This is a genomic window from Pseudomonas sp. HB05, assembly GCF_016756915.1.
GTDB lineage: Bacteria > Pseudomonadota > Gammaproteobacteria > Pseudomonadales > Pseudomonadaceae > Aquipseudomonas > Aquipseudomonas alvandae.
This window is the reverse complement of the sequence record NZ_JAESPG010000003.1, coordinates 78,560-97,234: the sequence shown is the minus strand read 5'-3', so window position 1 is coordinate 97,234 and position 18,675 is coordinate 78,560. Positions and strand designations below refer to the sequence as shown.

Annotated in this window: 15 protein-coding genes; 8 read left to right on the top strand and 7 right to left on the bottom strand. The window is 61.2% G+C overall.

The annotated features are described in order from the left end of the window. Positions 1–258 precede the first annotated feature (258 nt). Positions 259–1,509, top strand: coding sequence for a 2-aminoadipate transaminase (locus JMN22_RS04560; RefSeq protein WP_198796644.1), 1,251 nt, complete (start codon positions 259–261; stop codon positions 1,507–1,509). A 186-nt stretch (positions 1,510–1,695) separates the two neighbouring features. Here the strand turns inward: JMN22_RS04560 and trxB are convergent, their stop codons facing one another. Beyond that, on the bottom strand, positions 1,696–2,658 hold the full coding sequence (trxB, locus tag JMN22_RS04555; protein ID WP_030139882.1) for a thioredoxin-disulfide reductase: 963 nt from the start codon (positions 2,656–2,658) through the stop codon (positions 1,696–1,698). Between the two features lie 308 nt (positions 2,659–2,966). Between trxB and cysZ the strand changes: the two genes are divergently transcribed. Both cysZ and JMN22_RS04545 read left to right on the top strand, forming a co-directional pair. Continuing rightward, positions 2,967–3,722, top strand: a complete 756-nt coding sequence (gene cysZ / locus JMN22_RS04550; RefSeq protein WP_198797760.1) for a sulfate transporter CysZ — start codon at positions 2,967–2,969, stop codon at positions 3,720–3,722. Positions 3,723–3,786: 64 nt separating this feature from the next. Further along, the gene (locus JMN22_RS04545) at positions 3,787–4,962 is read left to right on the top strand and encodes a glycosyltransferase family 4 protein (protein ID WP_198797761.1); all 1,176 of its coding nucleotides are present in this window, start codon (positions 3,787–3,789) and stop codon (positions 4,960–4,962) included. A gap of 113 nt (positions 4,963–5,075) precedes the next feature. On the opposite strand, the gene JMN22_RS04540 is transcribed toward JMN22_RS04545, so the two are convergent. The 3 genes from JMN22_RS04540 to JMN22_RS04530 form a co-directional block, all read right to left on the bottom strand. Beyond that, the gene (locus JMN22_RS04540) at positions 5,076–6,179 is read right to left on the bottom strand and encodes an NADH:flavin oxidoreductase (protein WP_198797762.1); all 1,104 of its coding nucleotides are present in this window, start codon (positions 6,177–6,179) and stop codon (positions 5,076–5,078) included. A 314-nt stretch (positions 6,180–6,493) separates the two neighbouring features. Beyond that, positions 6,494–6,976: a glutathione peroxidase gene (locus tag JMN22_RS04535; protein WP_030139878.1), complete on the bottom strand. Its 483-nt coding sequence runs from the start codon at positions 6,974–6,976 to the stop codon at positions 6,494–6,496. Between the two features lie 120 nt (positions 6,977–7,096). After that, positions 7,097–7,582 carry an FKBP-type peptidyl-prolyl cis-trans isomerase gene (locus tag JMN22_RS04530; protein ID WP_181287611.1) on the bottom strand — a complete coding sequence of 162 codons (486 nt, stop codon included), beginning with the start codon at positions 7,580–7,582 and terminating at the stop codon, positions 7,097–7,099. Here JMN22_RS04530 and JMN22_RS04525 point away from each other — a divergent pair. The 3 genes from JMN22_RS04525 to JMN22_RS04515 all read left to right on the top strand — a co-directional run bounded on the left by JMN22_RS04525 (position 7,551) and on the right by JMN22_RS04515 (position 10,990). Next, positions 7,551–7,889 (top strand): DUF3565 domain-containing protein, encoded by a 339-nt coding sequence (locus tag JMN22_RS04525; protein ID WP_080628553.1) that lies wholly within the window; start codon positions 7,551–7,553, stop codon positions 7,887–7,889. The two genes, JMN22_RS04530 and JMN22_RS04525, sit on opposite strands and share 32 nt — an antisense overlap. 89 nt (positions 7,890–7,978) lie before the next feature. Continuing rightward, positions 7,979–10,078 (top strand): phosphate acetyltransferase, encoded by a 2,100-nt coding sequence (pta, locus tag JMN22_RS04520; protein ID WP_030139875.1) that lies wholly within the window; start codon positions 7,979–7,981, stop codon positions 10,076–10,078. 3 nt (positions 10,079–10,081) lie between these two features. Beyond that, positions 10,082–10,990: an acyltransferase gene (locus tag JMN22_RS04515; RefSeq protein ID WP_198797763.1), complete on the top strand. Its 909-nt coding sequence runs from the start codon at positions 10,082–10,084 to the stop codon at positions 10,988–10,990. Positions 10,991–11,175: 185 nt separating this feature from the next. On the opposite strand, the gene cysN is transcribed toward JMN22_RS04515, so the two are convergent. The 3 genes from cysN to JMN22_RS04500 all read right to left on the bottom strand — a co-directional run bounded on the left by cysN (position 11,176) and on the right by JMN22_RS04500 (position 15,031). Beyond that, positions 11,176–13,074 carry a sulfate adenylyltransferase subunit CysN gene (gene cysN / locus JMN22_RS04510; RefSeq protein ID WP_181287607.1) on the bottom strand — a complete coding sequence of 633 codons (1,899 nt, stop codon included), beginning with the start codon at positions 13,072–13,074 and terminating at the stop codon, positions 11,176–11,178. 9 nt (positions 13,075–13,083) lie between these two features. Continuing rightward, entirely contained in the window at positions 13,084–14,001 is a 918-nt protein-coding gene (gene cysD, locus JMN22_RS04505; protein ID WP_030139871.1) for a sulfate adenylyltransferase subunit CysD, read from the bottom strand. Between the two features lie 271 nt (positions 14,002–14,272). Next, positions 14,273–15,031, bottom strand: coding sequence for a Nif3-like dinuclear metal center hexameric protein (locus JMN22_RS04500; protein WP_030139870.1), 759 nt, complete (start codon positions 15,029–15,031; stop codon positions 14,273–14,275). Positions 15,032–15,136: 105 nt separating this feature from the next. Between JMN22_RS04500 and algW the strand changes: the two genes are divergently transcribed. Then, complete coding sequence (gene algW / locus JMN22_RS04495) at positions 15,137–16,297, top strand: Do family serine endopeptidase AlgW (RefSeq protein WP_198797764.1); 1,161 nt, start codon at positions 15,137–15,139, stop codon at positions 16,295–16,297. 262 nt (positions 16,298–16,559) lie between these two features. Next, positions 16,560–18,665 (top strand): TonB-dependent siderophore receptor, encoded by a 2,106-nt coding sequence (locus JMN22_RS04490; RefSeq protein WP_198797765.1) that lies wholly within the window; start codon positions 16,560–16,562, stop codon positions 18,663–18,665. Positions 18,666–18,675 lie beyond the last annotated feature (10 nt).

Sequence of the window (18,675 nt, the reverse complement as noted above, 5' to 3'; positions counted from 1 at the left end):
GGGAGCTTGCTCCCGCTTGAGTGCACAGCACTCACAAAAGTAGCTGCGCCGCAGCCCAATGCCAGCGCTTCGCACTGGAGCGGGAGCAAGCTCCCTCGCCACAAAAGCTTCGTCGTCACGCAAACAATCCTCGCAAGATCCGCACCTGTTCCACATCCCGACTTTTATGATTGACCCGGCAACTTTATTTCGTTTGCCGGGCGCTGCTGCTCGCGGCTTAGATAACGGACATTTTTTCTTCGTCCGAGCCGCCCCCCCATGAGCCGCGAAACCATCAGCCAATCGATTTCCTTCGTTCACCCTATCAGCCTCAGCCATGGAAAAAATGCCGAGGTCTGGGACACCGACGGCAAGCGCTACATCGACTTTGTCGGGGGCATCGGTGTGTTGAACCTCGGCCACTGTCATCCGCGCATCGTCGAGGCCATCCGCGAGCAAGCCACCCGATTGACTCATTACGCGTTCAACGCAGCCCCCCATACGCCTTATCTTGACTTGATGGAGCGCCTGGCAGCGTTTATCCCGGTGGATTACCCAGTGAGCGGCATGCTCACCAACAGCGGCGCCGAAGCGGCGGAAAATGCGCTCAAGATTGTGCGCGGCGCCACGGGTCGCACAGCCGTCATCGCCTTTGATGGCGGCTTTCATGGTCGAACCCTGGCCACGCTCAATCTCAACGGCAAGGTCGCTCCCTACAAGCAGAAAGTCGGCGTACTGCCCGGGCCGGTCTACCACCTGCCCTACCCTAGCCAGGACAACGGCGTGACGTGCGCCGAGGCCTTGAAAGCCATGGACAGGTTGTTCAGCGTCGAGATCGATGTGAACGACGTGGCCTGCTTTATCGTCGAGCCGGTGCAGGGCGAAGCCGGTTTCCTGGCGATGGACGTGGGTTTCGCCCAGGCGCTGCGACAGTTCTGCCACGACAAGGGCATCGTGCTGATCATCGATGAGATCCAGTCCGGTTTCGGCCGCACCGGCCAGCGCTTTGCATTTTCGCGACTGGGCATCGAGCCCGACCTGATCCTGCTGGGCAAAAGCATTGCTGGTGGTGTCCCGCTGGGGGCGGTGGTGGGACGCAAGTCGCTGATGGACAACCTGCCCAAGGGTGGTCTTGGCGGCACCTATTCCGGCAACCCCCTCGCCTGCGCCGCCGCCCTGGCAACGCTGGATGAAATGACCGACACCAACCTCCACGCGTGGGGCGCACAACAGGAAGAGGCGATCGTCAGCCGCTACGAATCCTGGCGCCGTCGCGGACTGAGCCCTTACCTGGGCCGCCTGACCGGTGTCGGCGCCATGCGCGGGATCGAACTGGCCCACGCCGATGGCACTCCGGCCCCGGCGCAACTGACGCAATTACTGGCCTCGGCGCGGGAATCCGGTTTGCTGCTGATGCCCAGCGGGAAATCGCGGCACATCATCCGCCTGCTGGCGCCGTTGACGACCGAGCCGGCGGTGCTGGAAGAGGGGTTGGATATCCTGGAAGCGTGCCTGGCCGAACTGGCCTGACAACCGATCTTCGGACCAAACAGAGGACTTGTGGGAGCGGGCTTGCTCGCGAAGGCGGTGTGTCAGTAGCATCGATGTCGACTGGAACACCACCTTCGCGAGCAAGCCCGCTCCCACAGGGTTCACCGGCAGATGTCCGCGCACAAAAAAACCGGCCGAAGCCGGTTTTTTTTATTGCCTGGTGAATCAGAACGAAGCGTTCTGCAAACCATCGAGGTAACGCTCGGTGTCCAAGGCTGCCATGCAACCGGCACCGGCCGAGGTGATCGCCTGGCGATAGACGTGGTCGGCCACGTCGCCGGCCGCGAAGATACCTTCGACGCTGGTGGCGGTGGCGTTGCCGTCACGGCCGCCCTTGACCACCAGGTAGCCGTCCTTGAGTTCCAACTGGCCCTCGAACAACGACGTGTTCGGCGTGTGGCCGATGGCGATGAACACGCCGTCAACCTTGATCTCGTCAAAGCTGCCGTCGTTGTTCTTCAGGCGAGCACCGGTCACGCCCATGTTGTCGCCCAATACTTCGTCCAGGGTGGCGTTGAGCTTGAGGATGATCTTGCCTTCAGCGACACGTGCATTGAGCTTGTCGATGAGGATCTTCTCGGCGCGGAAGGTTTCGCGACGGTGGATCAGGGTAACGGTACTGGCGATGTTGGCCAGGTACAGCGCCTCTTCGACCGCGGTATTGCCGCCACCGACCACAGCTACTGGCTTGTTGCGGTAGAAGAAACCGTCGCAAGTGGCGCAGGCGGACACGCCTTTGCCCATGAACGTCTCTTCCGATGGCAAGCCCAGGTAGCGAGCACTGGCGCCAGTGGCGATGATCAGGGCATCACAGGTGTAGGTCGCGCTGTCGCCGGTCAGGGTGTATGGCTTGGCGGCGAAATCCACGGCATTGATGTGGTCGAAGACGATCTCGGTCTCGAAGCGCTCGGCGTGTTCCTTCATGCGTTCCATCAAGGCCGGACCGGTCAGGCCGTGGACGTCGCCCGGCCAGTTGTCGACTTCGGTAGTGGTGGTCAATTGACCGCCGGCCTGCATGCCGGTGATCAGCAGCGGCTTGAGGTTGGCACGGGCTGCATAAACCGCAGCGCTGTAACCGGCAGGGCCGGAACCGAGAATAATCACACGCGAATGACGGACTTCAGACATGACCTGCTCCTGTTGACCGGACCTTGCGGGCCGGAACGCCGGGTGAGCGGCGCGAATAAAAAAGGACCGTTGACGCACTTGGGGAAGGCTTCGGTTCGACAGTCCTGAAAAAAGAATGGGTGCAGCGTATCGAGGGAGCGAAGATTAAGGAAATACGGTTTAACAATCCAGCTCATAGGTGAGCTCTATTCGCTGCGGCGTGCGCGATAGCAACGAACCTTAAACCTTTGTTACACGCCGTGTCGTGGCTTTCCCGCATCGAGCAAAGCCGGTAAGGTCGGCGCGTCCACCTATCCTCGGAGCCACCTATGCCCGCCCCCGTCCTGTCCGGCCCGCAATACTTGCGAGAGGGCCTCAAACTGATCTTGAGCCCCGGCCTGCGGCTATTTGTGCTGCTGCCCCTGGCGATCAACCTGGTGCTGTTCGTCGGGTTGATCTACCTGGCTGGCCATCAGTTCAGCCTGTGGGTCGATACGTTGATGCCGTCGCTGCCGGATTGGCTGAGTTTCCTGAGCTATGTCCTATGGCCGTTGTTCGTCGTCCTTGTAGTGCTGATGGTGTTTTTCACCTTCACCATGCTCGCCAACATCATCGCTGCACCGTTCAACGGCTTTCTCGCCGAGAAAGTCGAAGTGGTGGTACGCGGCGCGGATGATTTCCCGGCGTTCAGTTGGGGCGAACTGATCGCCATGATCCCCCGGACACTGGCCCGGGAAGCGCGCAAGCTCGGCTATTTCCTGCCACGGGCCCTGGGCCTGTTCGCACTGTCGTTCATCCCGGTGATCAATATCGTGGCCGCGCCGCTGTGGTTGCTGTTCGGCATCTGGATGATGGCGATCCAATACATCGACTACCCGGCGGACAACCACAAGCTGGGCTGGAACGAAATGCTCGCCTGGCTGCGGGAAAAGCGCTGGCAGAGCCTGGGCTTTGGCGGCAGCGTGTACCTGGTGTTGCTGATCCCGGTGGTCAACGTCCTGATGATGCCGGCAGCGGTGGCCGGGGCGACGCTGTTCTGGGTGCGCGAACAGGGTGCCGAGACGGCGTTGGCGCGACAGGGCTGAGCCGGTCACAAATCCATCATACGGGCGTCACAATGACGAAACGGCCCCGGTCGACACTGGGGTCATGACCACACACCTGCACGTTACCCTCGTTACCGAAACCTTTGCGCCGGAAATCAACGGCGTGGCCAACACCCTCGGCCGTCTCTACGAGGGCTTGCGTGCCCGCGGGCACCGGGTGGAGCTGATCCGCCCCCGTCAGGCCGGTGATCAAGGCCAGGTCAGCGACGACCAGTTATTGCTCTGTCGAGGTTGGCCGCTGCCGGGGTACCCGGGCCTGCAGTGGGGGCAAGCCTCGATGCACAAGCTGCTGCGCCGCTGGAAACGCCATCGCCCCGACGTGTTGTACATCGCGACCGAAGGACCACTGGGTTTGTCGGCCCTGCGGGCGGCGAGGCGCCTGGGCATTTCAGTGGTCAGCGGCTTCCACACCAACTTCCAGCAATACACCCAACAGTACGGGCTCGGATTGTTGAGCCGGGTGCTGACCCATTATTTGCGCTGGTTTCATAACCGCTCCCGCCTGACCCTCGTGCCGAGCCACAGTCAGCGCCTGGAGCTGGAGCGCCGGCATTTCGAGCGCGTGGCGATGTTGTCGCGCGGGGTCGACAGCCAGTTGTTTCATCCAGCCAAACGCTCGGCCACCCTGCGCGAAACCTGGGGGCTGGGCGATGACGACATTGCGGTCATCCACGTGGGACGCTTGGCGCCGGAGAAAAACCTGGGGCTGCTCAAGCGCAGTTTCGACACCCTGCGCAACGCTTTTCCGACGCGACGGATTCAATTGGTCGTCGTGGGCGACGGCCCGCAGCGGCTCGCCCTCGAACAGCAATTGCCCGAAGCCATTTTCTGTGGCGCGCAACGAGGCGAAGCGTTGGCGGCCCATTACGCATCGGGGGATATGTTCATTTTTCCGAGCCTGACCGAAACCTTCGGCAACGTCGTGCTGGAAGCCTTGGCCTCCGGGCTGGGCGTGGTGGCATACGATCAGGCGGCGGCGGCGCAACACATCCGCCATGGCTATAACGGCGTATTGGCAATGCCGGGGGATGAAGAAGCGTTCTGCGACGCCGCTCGTTGGCTGCTGGAAGAGCGCGAGGCCTTGCGATGCGTGCGGCTCAATGCACGGCAGCACGCCAGCCGCCAGGGCTGGGCGTCGGTGGTCGAGCAGTTCGAGGCGCAGTTGCGCGGCGTTTGCTTGGGCGAACATGGAATGCCTGCTGCGCCGACAGTGCTTTGATTATTCGGTGATGCTGAGGTCGCCATCGCGAGCAAGCTCGCTCCCACAATGAGTGCGCTGAAGATCAAATGTGGGAGCGAGCTTGCTCGCGATAGCGGCGGATCAGGCGCCGCTTAAACCAAGGTCATCAACGCTTCGCGACTGAACGGCAAGATCTCCTGCTCCCGCCCTTCGCGTACTTTTTGCGCCCAGTCCGGATCCACCAGCAACGCACGCCCCACTGCGACCAGGTCGAATTCCTCCTTGTTCAGGCGCTCCAACAGTTTCTCCAGGCTGGCCGGTTGCGCAACCTTGTCGGTATTGACCATGAACTGCAGGAACTCGCCGTCCAGGCCGACGCTGCCCACGGTGATCGTCGGCTTGCCGGTGAGTTTGCGGGTCCAGCCGGCCAGGTTCAGTTCGGAACCTTCGAATTCCGGTTCCCAGAAGCGACGTGTGGAACAGTGGAAGATATCCACGCCAGCGTTGGCCAATGGCTTGAGGAATTCACCCAGCGCTTCTGGCGTCTGCACCAGGCGCGCGGTGTAGTCCTGCTGTTTCCATTGGGAGAAGCGGAAGATGATCGGGAAACCCTCGCCCACGGCCGCACGCACCGCACGGATCAATTCGATCGCGAAACGTGAGCGATGGGCGAGGCTGCCGCCGTAGCCATCCGTGCGCTGGTTGCTGCCTTCCCAGAAGAACTGGTCAACCAGATAACCGTGGGCGCCATGGATTTCCACGCCGTCCATGCCGATGTCCTGGGCGTCCTTGGCCGCTTGGGCGAAGGCGGCGATGACTTCGTCGATGTCCGCCTGGGTCATGCCGTGGACCACCACCTGGCCGTCCTTGAGTTTTTCACTCGGACCATAACCCGGCACGCTGGCGTCCGGTTCAGTCCCGATGCGACGCACGCTGCCCACATGCCACAACTGCGGGACGATCTTGCCACCTTCGGCGTGCACGGCATCGACCACCTCTTTCCAGCCCGCCAACGCGGCACCGCCGTAGAAGTGCGGCACGTTCGGATAGCCGTTGGAAGCCTTGTGGCCGACCGTCGTGCCTTCAGTGATGATCAGCCCGACCCCGGCCGCTGCGCGACGACGGTAATACTCGATCACCTTGGCGTTCGGTACGCCACCCGGTGAAAAGGAACGGGTCATCGGCGCCATCACCACCCGGGTCGGCAGCTCGAGGGCGCCGAGGTGAAAGGGTTTGAACAGGGCTTGTACAGGCATCAGGCTCTCCAAGAAACGCGTCGCAGTTCAGATATGACGAGGATAATATGGAGCGTGCCCAGCGCTGGATAGCACTATTGATTGGAGTGATTAAGGGTTAGAAGGGAGCGGAGTGAATCGCGATTGGGTGGACTGAACCGAATGTACAGCCCGAAAGCAAAACTTGTGGCGAGGGGATTTATCCCCGCTGGGTTGCGAAGCAGCCCCAAGAGCAAGCGGCTCGATCAGCCTGGCACACCGAGATATCCCGTTTTAGGGCTGCTACGCAGCCCAGCGGGGATAAATCCCCTCGCCACAAGGGCTCAGCGTATGGCTTAGCCCAGCGCTTTCTCGATCGCCTGGATCACGGCAGGATCATCCGGCGTAGTACGCGGCGAGAACCGTGCCAGCACCCGGCCGTCCTTGCCGAGCAGGAATTTTTCGAAATTCCAGGTGATGTCTCCTGGGAACTCGGCCCCTTCGCCCGCCAGGAGGCGGTACAGCTGATGACGGTCAGGACCGTTCACTTCCAGCTTGCTGGCCAACGGAAACGTCACGCCATAGTTGAGGCTGCAGAATTCCTGGATTTCCTGCTCGGTTCCCGGCTCCTGTCCGGCGAACTGATTGCAGGGCAGGCCCAGCACACTGAAGCCCCGGGCCTTGTATTGCTGATAGAGATTTTCCAGTGCCGCGTACTGAGGCGTCAGGCCACATTTGGAGGCGACGTTGACCACCAGCACGACTTGTCCCTTGAACGGCGCCAGAGCAAGCTCCTGACCATCCAGGGTTTTCAATTTCAGGTCGTGGAAAGCACTCATGACGAACTCCAATTCGCAGATCTTTTCGAAACAGCCGTGGTTGATGCTAACAGCAAGTGACTAAAAAGGCGCCGTACGGCGCCTTTCCAGTTCACTGGTTACCTGAGCGTAGCGCAGAAATCAGTGGTGATGGCCGCCTTCGCCATGGACGTGACCATGGGCGATTTCTTCCTGGCTGGCATCACGGATGTCGACGATCTTGACCTGGAAGTTCAAGCGCTGGCCGGCCAGCGGGTGGTTGCCGTCAACGGTCACGTCGTCGCCGTCCAGGTCGCGGATGGTCACGATCTGCATCTGGCCATCGGGGGCGGAAGCGTGGAACTGCATGCCCACTTCCAGCTCATCCACACCTTCGAACATGCTGCGGCTCAAGGTGCTGACCAGTTCGGCGGAGTACTCGCCATAGGCGTCTTCCGGCTCGACAGCCACAGTCAGCTCGTCACCGGTGGTTTTGCCTTCCAGGGCTTTTTCCAGGCCCTGGATGATGTTGCCTGCACCATGCAGGTAGACCAGCGGAGCGCCGCCGGCAGAGCTGTCGATGACCTCACCAGCGTCGTTGGTCAGGGTATAGTCGATGGAGACAGCCTTATTGGCGGCGATCAGCATGGGGCGAGACCTTTTGCATAAGAATGAAGAACGGACAAGTCTAAACAAGGATTTGCCCGAAAGCGAACGGAACCCGGACAAACGGGCTAGCGCGAACAGACCGACGGTCACGGGCTTCCATCAGGATGAAGAGGGGCACTGGGTAGCCGAGCTGTCCTGCGGCCACACCCAGCATCTGCGCCACCAGCCACCGTGGCAGTCCCGGGCCTGGGTGCTGGACCCTGCGCAACGTATTGAAAAATTAGGCCAGCCCTTTGATTGCGGCTGGTGCGCTCAGGGCCCGGTTAGCGATAACCTTGGCGACTGAATTGTGGGTAGACGACCAGCCATAGGTCGCGCCCTGGTGTCCTGTTGCACAAATACAGGACACTCGTCATGCACCCTTAGAGAATCCGCATGCAAACTTTTTTTATCGCGCCCACCGATTTTGGTGTGGGTCTGACCTCCATCAGCCTCGGGCTGGTGCGTACCCTTGAACGGGCCGGGCTGAAAGTCGGCTTCTTCAAACCCATCGCCCAGCCTCACCCTGGCGATACCGGCCCGGAACGTTCCACCGAACTGGTGGCCCGCACCCATGGCCTCAAACCGCCACAGCCGCTGGGCCTGGCCCACGTGGAGCGCATGCTCGGCGATGGCCAGCTCGACGAGTTGCTGGAAGAAATCATCACCCTGTACCAGCAGGCCGCCATCGGCAAGGACGTGCTGGTCGTCGAAGGCATGGTCCCGACCCGCAGCGCCAGTTATGCCGCACGGGTCAACCTGCACCTGGCCAAGAGCCTGGACGCCGAAGTCATCCTGGTGTCGGCGCCGGAAAACGAAGTGCTAACGGAGCTGTCCGGGCGCGTCGAGTTGCAGGCGCAGCTATTTGGCGGGCCAAAGGACCCGAAAGTCCTCGGCGTGATCCTGAACAAGGTTCGCACCGACGAGAGCATGGAGGCGTTCACCGCCCGGCTCAAGGAGCACTCGCCGTTGCTGCGCAGCGGCGACTTCCGCCTGCTCGGCTGCATCCCCTTCCGCCCCGAACTCAACGCCCCGCGCACCCGCGACGTCGCGGACCTGATGGGCGCGCAGGTGCTTAACGCCGGCGACTACGAAACCCGACGCATGAGCAACGTCATCATTTGTGCCCGCACCATGCGCAACACGGTAGAACTGCTCAAGCCCGGCGTGCTGGTGGTAACCCCCGGGGATCGCGACGACATCATCCTGGCCGTGAGCCTGGCGGCGATCAATGGCGTGCCGCTGGCCGGCCTGTTGTTGACCAGCGACACCCTGCCCGATCCGCGCATCATGGAGCTGTGCCGTGGCGCCTTGCAGGCGGGCTTGCCGGTACTGTCGGTGAGCACCGGCTCCTATGACACCGCCAACCTGCTCCACGGCCTGAACAAGGAAATCCCGATCGATGACCGCGAACGCGCGGAGATCATCACCGATTTCGTCGCCAGTCACCTGGACGCCAAATGGCTGCACCAGCGCTGCGGCACGCCACGGGAGATGCGCCTGTCGCCCGCGGTGTTCCGCTATCAATTGATCCAGCGTGCCCAGTCCGCCAACAAACGGATCGTGTTGCCCGAAGGCAGCGAACCGCTGACCGTCCAGGCCGCTGCCATTTGCCAGGCCCGAGGCATCGCCCGCTGCGTATTGCTGGCGAAACCGGCCGACGTCGAAGCAGTGGCCCGCGCCCAAGGCATCGAACTGCCGCCGGGGTTGGAGATTCTCGACCCGGACGCGATTCGCGAACGTTACGTCGAGCCGATGGTGCGGCTGCGCAAGAGCAAAAGCCTGAACGCACCGATGGCCGAGCAACAATTGGAAGACACCGTGGTCATCGGCACCATGATGCTGGCGCTGGATGAAGTGGACGGGCTGGTTTCGGGCGTCATTCATTCCACCGCCAACACCATCCGCCCGGCCCTGCAACTGATCAAGACCGCGCCGGGCTGTTCGCTGGTGTCGTCGGTGTTTTTCATGCTGTTTCCCGAAGAAGTCCTGGTCTACGGCGACTGTGTGATGAACCCACACCCGAGCGCGGCGGAGCTGGCGGAAATTGCCCTGCAAAGCGCCGACTCGGCGGCGGCGTTCGGCATTACGCCACGGGTGGCGATGCTCAGCTATTCCAGCGGCGAGTCGGCCAGTGGCGAAGAAGTGGAAAAAGTCCGCGAAGCCACCCTGCTGGCCCACGAGGCCCAACACGGTCTGCTGATCGACGGCCCGTTGCAATACGACGCCGCCGCCAACGAAACCGTGGCGCGGCAATTGGCCCCCAATAGTCAGGTGGCAGGCCGGGCTACGGTGTTCATCTTCCCGGACCTGAACACCGGCAACACCACCCACAAGGCCGTGCAACGCAGCGCCGATTGCGTCAGCCTCGGGCCAATGCTGCAAGGCCTGCGCAAGCCGGTGAACGACTTGCCGCGTGGCGCCCAGGTCGACGACATCGTGTACACCATCGCCCTGACCGCGATCCAGGCCGCCAACCGACCCATGGATATTTGATCAATGCTGGATTTCCTGCCTGTCCCCTTGCGCGGCGTCATTGCCTCGCTGCTGTTGGCGCTCAATACCATCGCCTGCTGCACACCGCTGTTCATCGTGGCGATTTTCAAACTGCTGCTGCCCTTCCCCGCCGCCCAGCGCTTCACCGACTGGCTGATGAGCCATATCCACGAAGCCTGGATCAGCAACAACAAGGCGTGGATGAACCTGGTGCGCCCTACCCGCTGGCATCTAAGCGGCTTGGACGGCCTCGATTACCAGCATTCGTATCTGGTCACCAGCAATCACCAGAGCTGGGTCGACATCATGGTGTTGCAGTACGTGCTGAACCGACGCATCCGCCCGTTGAAATTTTTCCTCAAGCAAGAGTTGATCTGGGTGCCGGTGATCGGCCTGGCCTGGTGGGCGCTGGGCTTCCCGTTCATGAAGCGCTACTCCAAGGCTTACCTGGAAAAGCATCCGGAGAAGAAAGGCAAGGACCTGGAAACCACCCGCAAGACCTGTGCGAAGTTCCGCAACAACCCGGTGGGCATCTTCAATTTCGTCGAGGGCACGCGCTTTACCGAAGACAAGCATGCCCAGCAACAGTCACCGTTTCGCTACCTGCTCAAGCCCAAGGCTGGCGGCATCGCGTTCGTGCTTGATGCGATGGGTGAGCAACTGGAGTCGATCATCAACGTGACCATCCATTATCCGGGCGGTCGCCCGGGGTACTGGGATTTGCTCTGCGGCAACGTTGGCGAGGTAGTGGTGCATTTCCAAGAGTTGAAGATACCGCCGCAGTTCATCGGCAAAAGCTACGACCAGGACGGGGACTATCGCCTGGAGTTCCAGGGCTGGATCAACCAGTTGTGGCAGGACAAGGATGCGTTGCTGGAGCAGATGCATCGGGAGTACCCCGCCAAGTCCTGAGGGGGCTGCACTGGCCTCATCGCGAGCAAGCTCGCTCCCACAATAGATCGTGGTGTTCATACATACCCTGTGGGAGCGAGCTTGCTCGCGATGGCGTCCTTCCAGATAACAAAAAGCCCGCCGATGATCACTCACCTGCGGGCTTTTACTTGCCGCTTGAAGCTAGAAGCTTGCAGCTGTTTCCCTTAGATCGCCCCACGCTTGCGCAGCAAATCCAGCACCTGCTTGACGCTTTCTTCCAACGTCAGCGATTGCGTGTCGATCACCAGGTCAGCATCCAGCGGCACATCGTACGGGAAGGACTCGCCCGGGATGTTATCCCCGGCAGCCGCGTACAGCCCTTGCGGATCACGCTGGGCGCATACCGCTGGCGAGGCCTGGACGTAGACCGTCAACAGCCGCTCGCGGCCGATCAGGTCCTTGGCCTGTTCACGCCCTTCGGCGCTTGGTGCAACGAACGCGGCCAGGGTCAGCAGGCCGGCTTCGTTGAACTGGCGGGCGACGTGGGCCGCACGGCGCCAATTTTCGGTACGCCCGCTGCGATCCTGCGGCAGGCCTTTGTTCAGGTCGTGACGCAGGTTCTGACCGTCGAGCACGAACACTGCACGGCCCATGTCGAACAGCTTGCGTTCCACCGCGTAGGCCAGCGTGCTCTTGCCCGCGCCCGACAGGCCGCTGAACAACACCGTGGCCGGCTGCTGGCCGAAGCGTTGGGTACGTTCTTCCACCGACACATGGGCCAGCTTGCCGTGGTGGGTGCTGCTGCCATGGGCCAGCGGCTGGGCCACGATCATGCCCGCGCCGACGGTACCGTTGGTCAGGCGGTCGATGACGATGAACGCGCCGGTGGTGCGATTGCTCTCGTAACCGTCCAGGGCGATCGGCGCATCCAGGGCGATCTTCACCTTGCCGATTTCGTTGAGTTGCAACGCGCTGGCCGGACCTTCTTCCAAGGTGTTCACATCGACCTTGTTGACGATGCTGGCGATCGAACCGGGTACGTAGCTGGTGGCGCGCTTGATGTCGTATTTCTTGCCCGGCAGCATCGGCTCTTCGGCCATCCACACCAGCATCGCTTCAAAGCTGTCGGTGACCGGCGGCACGTTGTCGGCATGCACCAACAGGTCGCCACGGGAAATGTCGATCTCGTCTTCCATGGTCAGCGTCACGGCTTGGCCTGGACCGGCATGTTCCAGCTCACCCTCGAAGGTGACGATGGATTTCACGCGGCTGCTCTTGCCCGACGGCAACACCACCACTTCGTCGCCCTTGTGCACGATGCCGCTGGCAAGGGTGCCGGCGAAACCGCGGAAGTTCAGGTTCGGACGGTTGACGTACTGCACAGGGAAACGCAGGTCGGTGAAGTTGCGGTCGCCCGCCACTTCCACCGTCTCGAGGATTTCCATCAGCGACTGGCCGGTGTACCACGGCGAACGCTCGGACTTGTTCACCACGTTGTCGCCCTTGAGGGCCGACATCGGCACGAAGTGCATGCTGGTGGGCTTCATCTTCAAGCCTTCGGCGAACTTCAGGTAGTCGGCCTTGATCGACTCGAACACGCCCTGGTCGAAGTCCTTGAGGTCCATCTTGTTGATGGCCACGACGATGTGCTTGATGCCCAGCAACGAGGCGATGAAGCTGTGGCGACGGGTCTGAGTCTGCACGCCGTAGCGCGCGTCCACCAGGATGATCGCCAGGTCACAGGTAGAGGCACCGGTGGCCATGTTGCGGGTGTACTGCTCATGGCCGGGGGTGTCGGCGATGATGAATTTGCGCTTGGCGGTGGAGAAATAGCGGTACGCGACATCGATGGTGATGCCTTGCTCGCGCTCGGCCTGCAGGCCATCGACCAGCAGCGCCAGGTCGATATCGTCCCCGGTGGTGCCGACTTTCTTCGAATCGCGGGTAATGGCTTCCAGGTGATCTTCGTAGATCATCTTGGAGTCGTGCAGCAGGCGCCCGATCAGGGTGCTCTTGCCGTCGTCGACGTTACCGCAGGTCAGAAAGCGCAGCAGCTCTTTACGCTCGTGCTGGCCCAGGTAGGCGAGGATGTCCTCGCTGATCAAATCAGATTGATGCGACATGACAGCCCCTTAGAAATAACCTTGACGTTTTTTATCTTCCATCGAGCCTGCGCCATCGTGGTCGATGACCCGGCCCTGGCGCTCGGAAGTTCGCGTCAGGAGCATTTCCTGGATGATGTCCGTCAGGCTCTCGGCCTCGGACTCCACCGCACCCGTCAACGGGTAGCAGCCAAGGGTACGGAAACGCACTTTCTTCTTGACGATACGGGCCTTGTCTTCGTCGGACAGGTGCTCGAGGATGCGCTCGTCGTCGATCATGATCAGCGTGCCGTTCTTCTCGATCACTTCACGCTCGGCGGCGAAGTACAGCGGCACGATCGGGATGCCTTCGAGGTAGATGTACTGCCAGATGTCCAGTTCGGTCCAGTTCGACAGCGGGAATACGCGGATCGACTCGCCTTTGTTGACCTTGCCGTTGTAGACGTTCCACAACTCTGGGCGCTGGTTCTTCGGGTCCCAGCGGTGCTTGCTGTCACGGAACGAGTAGACGCGCTCCTTGGCGCGGGACTTTTCTTCATCGCGACGGGCGCCACCGAAGGCTGCGTCGAAACCATGCTTGTCGAGCGCCTGTTTCAGGCCCTCGGTCTTCATGATGTCGGTGTGCTTGGCACTGCCGTGGGTGAACGGGTTGATGTTCTGCGCCACGCCGTCCGGGTTGATATGGGTGATCAAGTCCAGGCCAAGCTCTTCGACCATGCGGTCGCGGAACTTGTACATCTCCTGGAATTTCCAGCGGGTATCGACGTGCATCACCGGAAACGGCAGCTTGCCGGGGAAGAACGCCTTGCGTGCCAGGTGCAGCATCACGGCGGAGTCTTTACCGATGGAGTACAGCATCACCGGGTTATCGAACTCGGCGGCCACCTCGCGGATGATGTGGATGCTTTCCGCCTCCAGCTGTTTCAGATGCGTCAGTTTGTCGACCATGGCTACTCACGAAAGCTTTCTTATGAACGGCCAGCGGGCCGTGTTCGAGCGGGGAATCCTAGCACAGCGACCTCTTCTAATCAGGGCGCCAACTAGATCGAAACAGCATATGGATATGCCCGGCGGTTCGGGCGTTGCACACGCTTTTCTGTGGGAGCGAGCTTGCTCGCGATGACGGTGTGTCAGCCACATTAATGTCGACTGGTCCGCCGCTATCGCGAGCAAGCTCGCTCCCACAGGGGATATAACTCCCCACAGGGGTTATAAGCAGTCAGATCGGATTCGGGCAATCGATGAAGATGTGCTCCAGGGCAAAACGCCGCGCCAGGTAATCTCCCAGCGCTTGGACGCCGTAGCGCTCGGTCGCATGGTGCCCGGCGGCGATGAAGCTGATACCGTTTTCCCGCGCGCTGTGGAACGTCTGCTCCGATGCCTCGCCACTGAGATACAGATCAACCCCCGCCAGCACCGCCTGGTCGATGTAACCCTGGCCGCCACCCGTGCACCAGCCGACCCGGCGGATCATCTGCTCGCCTTCGATCAGCAACGGCTCGCGGCCCATGGCTTCCTGGACCCGGCGGGCAAAGTCCCGAGGCGTCATCGGTTCGGACAGGGAACCGACCAGGCCGACAACCTTGGGATTATCCGGATCCAGCGGCCCTTCGACAGTGATGTCCAGCTGACGGGCCAACTGCACGTTGTTGCCGACCTCGGCGTGCAAGTCCAACGGCAAGTGATAGGCCAACAGGCTGATGTCGTGCTTGAGCAACGTCTTGAGCCGGCGCTGCTTCATCCCGGTGATACAGGGGTTTTCACCTTTCCAGAAATAACCGTGATGCACCAGTATCAGGTCGGCGTCGGCTTCGACGGCTGCATCGAGCAAGGCCTGGCTGGCCGTCACACCGCTGACGATACGCATGACTTGCGGGGCGCCTTCGACTTGCAGGCCGTTGGGGCAATAATCGGCAATCCGGCTGCTTGCCAAGTAACGGTCCGCTTCTTCGACCAGGGTGCTCAGGGCGACAGCCATGAAAAGAACTCCTAAATATCCCGTTCAGAGGCGCGCGCGGCCTCGTATAATGCGCGACATTATGGGCGGTCTCATACCGCCTGCAACCTTTGTAGGACGTGCTTAATGCTCAAGGCGCTGCGTTTTTCCGGCTGGCCGCTGTTGGCCGGCGTGCTTGTCGCTCTGCTGATTATCCAGCGCTACCCCGAATGGGTCGGGTTGCCAAGCCTTGACGTCAACCTGCAGCAAGCGCCGCAAACCAAAGCCGTGCAGCAGGGGCCGGTGTCCTACGCCGACGCCGTGACCACCGCCGCACCGGCCGTGGTGAACCTGTACACCACCAAGGTCATCAACAAACCCAACCATCCGCTGTTCGAAGACCCGCAGTTCCGGCGTTTCTTCGGTGACAACTCGCCCAAGCAGAAGCGCATGGAGTCGAGCCTGGGTTCGGGTGTGATCATGAGTCCGGAAGGCTATATCCTGACCAACAACCACGTCACCAGCGGTGCCGACCAGATTGTCGTGGCGCTCAAGGATGGCCGTGAAACCCTGGCCCGGGTGATTGGCAGCGATCCGGAAACCGACCTCGCGGTGCTGAAGATCGATTTGAAGAACCTGCCGGCCATTACCATCGGCCGCTCCGACAGCATTCGCATCGGCGACGTGGCCCTGGCGATCGGCAACCCGTTTGGCGTCGGCCAGACCGTGACCATGGGCATCATCAGTGCCACCGGTCGCAACCAGCTGGGCCTGAACAACTACGAAGACTTCATCCAGACCGACGCCGCGATCAACCCCGGCAATTCCGGCGGCGCGCTGGTGGATGCCAATGGCAACCTCACCGGGATCAACACGGCGATCTTCTCCAAGTCCGGCGGCAGCCAAGGCATTGGCTTTGCCATTCCGGTGAAGCTGGCAATGGAGGTGATGAAATCCATCATTGAACACGGCCAGGTGATTCGTGGCTGGCTGGGCATTGAAGTACAACCGCTGACCCAGGAACTGGCGGAGTCATTCGGCTTGTCCGGGCGGCCCGGCATCGTGGTAGCCGGAATCTTCCGCGACGGCCCGGCACAGAAGGCCGGTCTGCAACTGGGCGACGTGATCCTGAGCATCGACGGAGAACCTGCGGGGGATGGCCGTCGCTCGATGAACCAGGTGGCCCGGATCAAACCCACCGACAAGGTAACGATCCAGGTCATGCGCAACGGCAAGGAACTCAAGCTCACGGCTGAGATTGGTTTGCGACCGCCGCCAGCACCGGTGGTGCTTAAGGAAGAACAGTAAAACTCCATCCCACCGTGGCGAGGGAGCTTGCTCCCGCTGGGTCGCGCAGCGGCCCTAAAACCTGTCACCTCAAAATATCAGACCGACCGCATCCGATCCTGTTGGGGCTGCTACGCCCGAAGCGTCGGACCACCCAGCGGGAGCAAGCTCCCTCGCCACAAAAACGGCGTTCGACTCAATTTTTTCCTGAAAAATAGGAATAGCATAAATTCTCATTAGTAGTGTTATATTGTTTCAATTCTAGCAATTGGAACAACATAACATGTCATCCCTGAAACGGATTTCCGCTGCCAGTCTCGCGCTGGGGTTGCTCGGCGACCCCGCCTACGCCGAAGAAATCCAACCGCTGGAACTGGACGCCATCAACGTGACGTCCGACTACGAATCCCCCACCGGCCCCGTCTCGGGCTACCGGGCGACCCGTTCCGCCAGCGCCACCAAGACCGACACAGCTTTGCGCGACGTCCCGCAATCGATCAGCGTCATTCCCGCCAGCGTGCTCAAGGACCTCGGCACCACCCATGTCGAACGAGCGCTGGAATACGCCGGCGGCGTATCGAAGCAGAACAACTTCGGCGGCCTGACCCTCTACGAATACAGCGTGCGCGGCTTCACGACATCGGAATTCTACAAGGACGGTTTCAGCGCCAACCGCGGTTATCCGAGCACCCCGGAAGCGGCCAACATCGAGCGCATCGAAGTACTAAAAGGCCCGGCGGCCAGCCTCTATGGCCGCGGTGATCCGGGCGGTACGGTAAACATCGTCACCAAGAAACCCCAACCGGAAGCCTTTACCACATTGCAAACCAGCGCCGGCAGCTGGGATCGCTACCGAACCGCCCTGGACGTCAATACGCCGCTGGACGCCGAAGGTAACGTGTTGTCACGGGTCAACCTGGCAGTGGAGGACAACAACAGCTTTCGCGACCATGTCTACAGCAAGCGCGTCTTCGTCGCGCCTTCCCTCAGTTGGCAACTGAACCCGGACACACGCTTGCTGGTGGAAAGCGAAATCGTTCGCCACAGTTCGACATTCGACCGAGGCGTTGTAGCCCCGAACAATCGCTGGAGCGGCGTGTCCCGCTCGACTTTTTTGGGCGAACCCAACGACGGCGACATCGACAACCACAACAACATGCTCCAGGCCGCTCTTGAACATCAGCTCAACGACGCCTGGCAATTGCGCCTGGCCAGCCATTACAAGCAGGGTGAACTCTGGGGATTCGCTTCGGAAGCGCGCCCGCTGAACGCTGACGGCCACACGGTGAACCGCCGCTACCGTGAGCGCGACAACAATTGGCACGACAGCATCACCCAACTTGAATTGCGCGGCCTCTTCGACCTCGGTCCCTGGCAGCACGAATTGTTGATCGGCACGGAATACGAGGATTACCGCAAGAACGAGCGCGTGACGACCATCGCTGGCGGCGCTTATCCGATCGACATCTACGACCCGATCTACGGCCAGCCAAAACCGAACGGCACGCGCTCCGGCACGGACTTCTTCGAGCATGTCGAAAGCAGGGCCGTAAACCTCCAGGACCAGATCATCTTCACCGACAAGCTGCGCGGCCTGCTCGGCGTGCGCTACGAACATTTCGAGCAAAGCATCGACAACCACGTCAACGACGTGACCAGCCGCCAACGCCATGACGCCCTGACGCAGCGGGCCGGCCTGTTGTATCAACTGACGCCAGAGGTCGGGCTGTTTACCAACATTTCCACTTCGTTCAAACCCAACAATGGCCTGGATGCCGATGGCAAGACTTTCAATCCGGAGGAAGGCGTTGGCTACGAAGCCGGAATCAAGAGCGAACTGTTCGGCAACCGCCTGAGCACCACGCTGGCGGCATTCCACATCGAGAAGGAAAACGTCCTGACGCAAGTCGCCGGGACCGACTTCAGTCGCGCCGTGGGCAAGGCCCGTAGCCAGGGCATCGACCTGCAGATGACCGGCCAGCTCACTGACGCGGTGCGAGTGATCGGCGCCTTCGCCTACATCGATGCCGAAGTCACCAAGGGCGACGAGGTCATCCCCTCGGGCAGCCGGATCCTCGGCGTCGCCAAGCGCAGCGGTAGCCTGCTCGGCGTCTACGAATTCCAGGATGGGCAGCTGCGCGGCTCGGATCTCGGCGCGGCGTTCACTTACGTCGGCGATCGCTCGGGTGAGGCCGGCAAGGACTTCGAACTGCCCGCCTACCACACCGTGGACCTGCTGGCCCACTACAAGGCCAGCGACACCGTCACCGTGGGCCTGAACCTGAACAACGTCTTCGACGAAAAATACTACGAACGCTCCTACAGCAATTATTGGGTCACTCCCGGCGATCCGCGCAACTTCACTGTCAGCCTCACCCTCGATCTATAAAGGAAGTCAG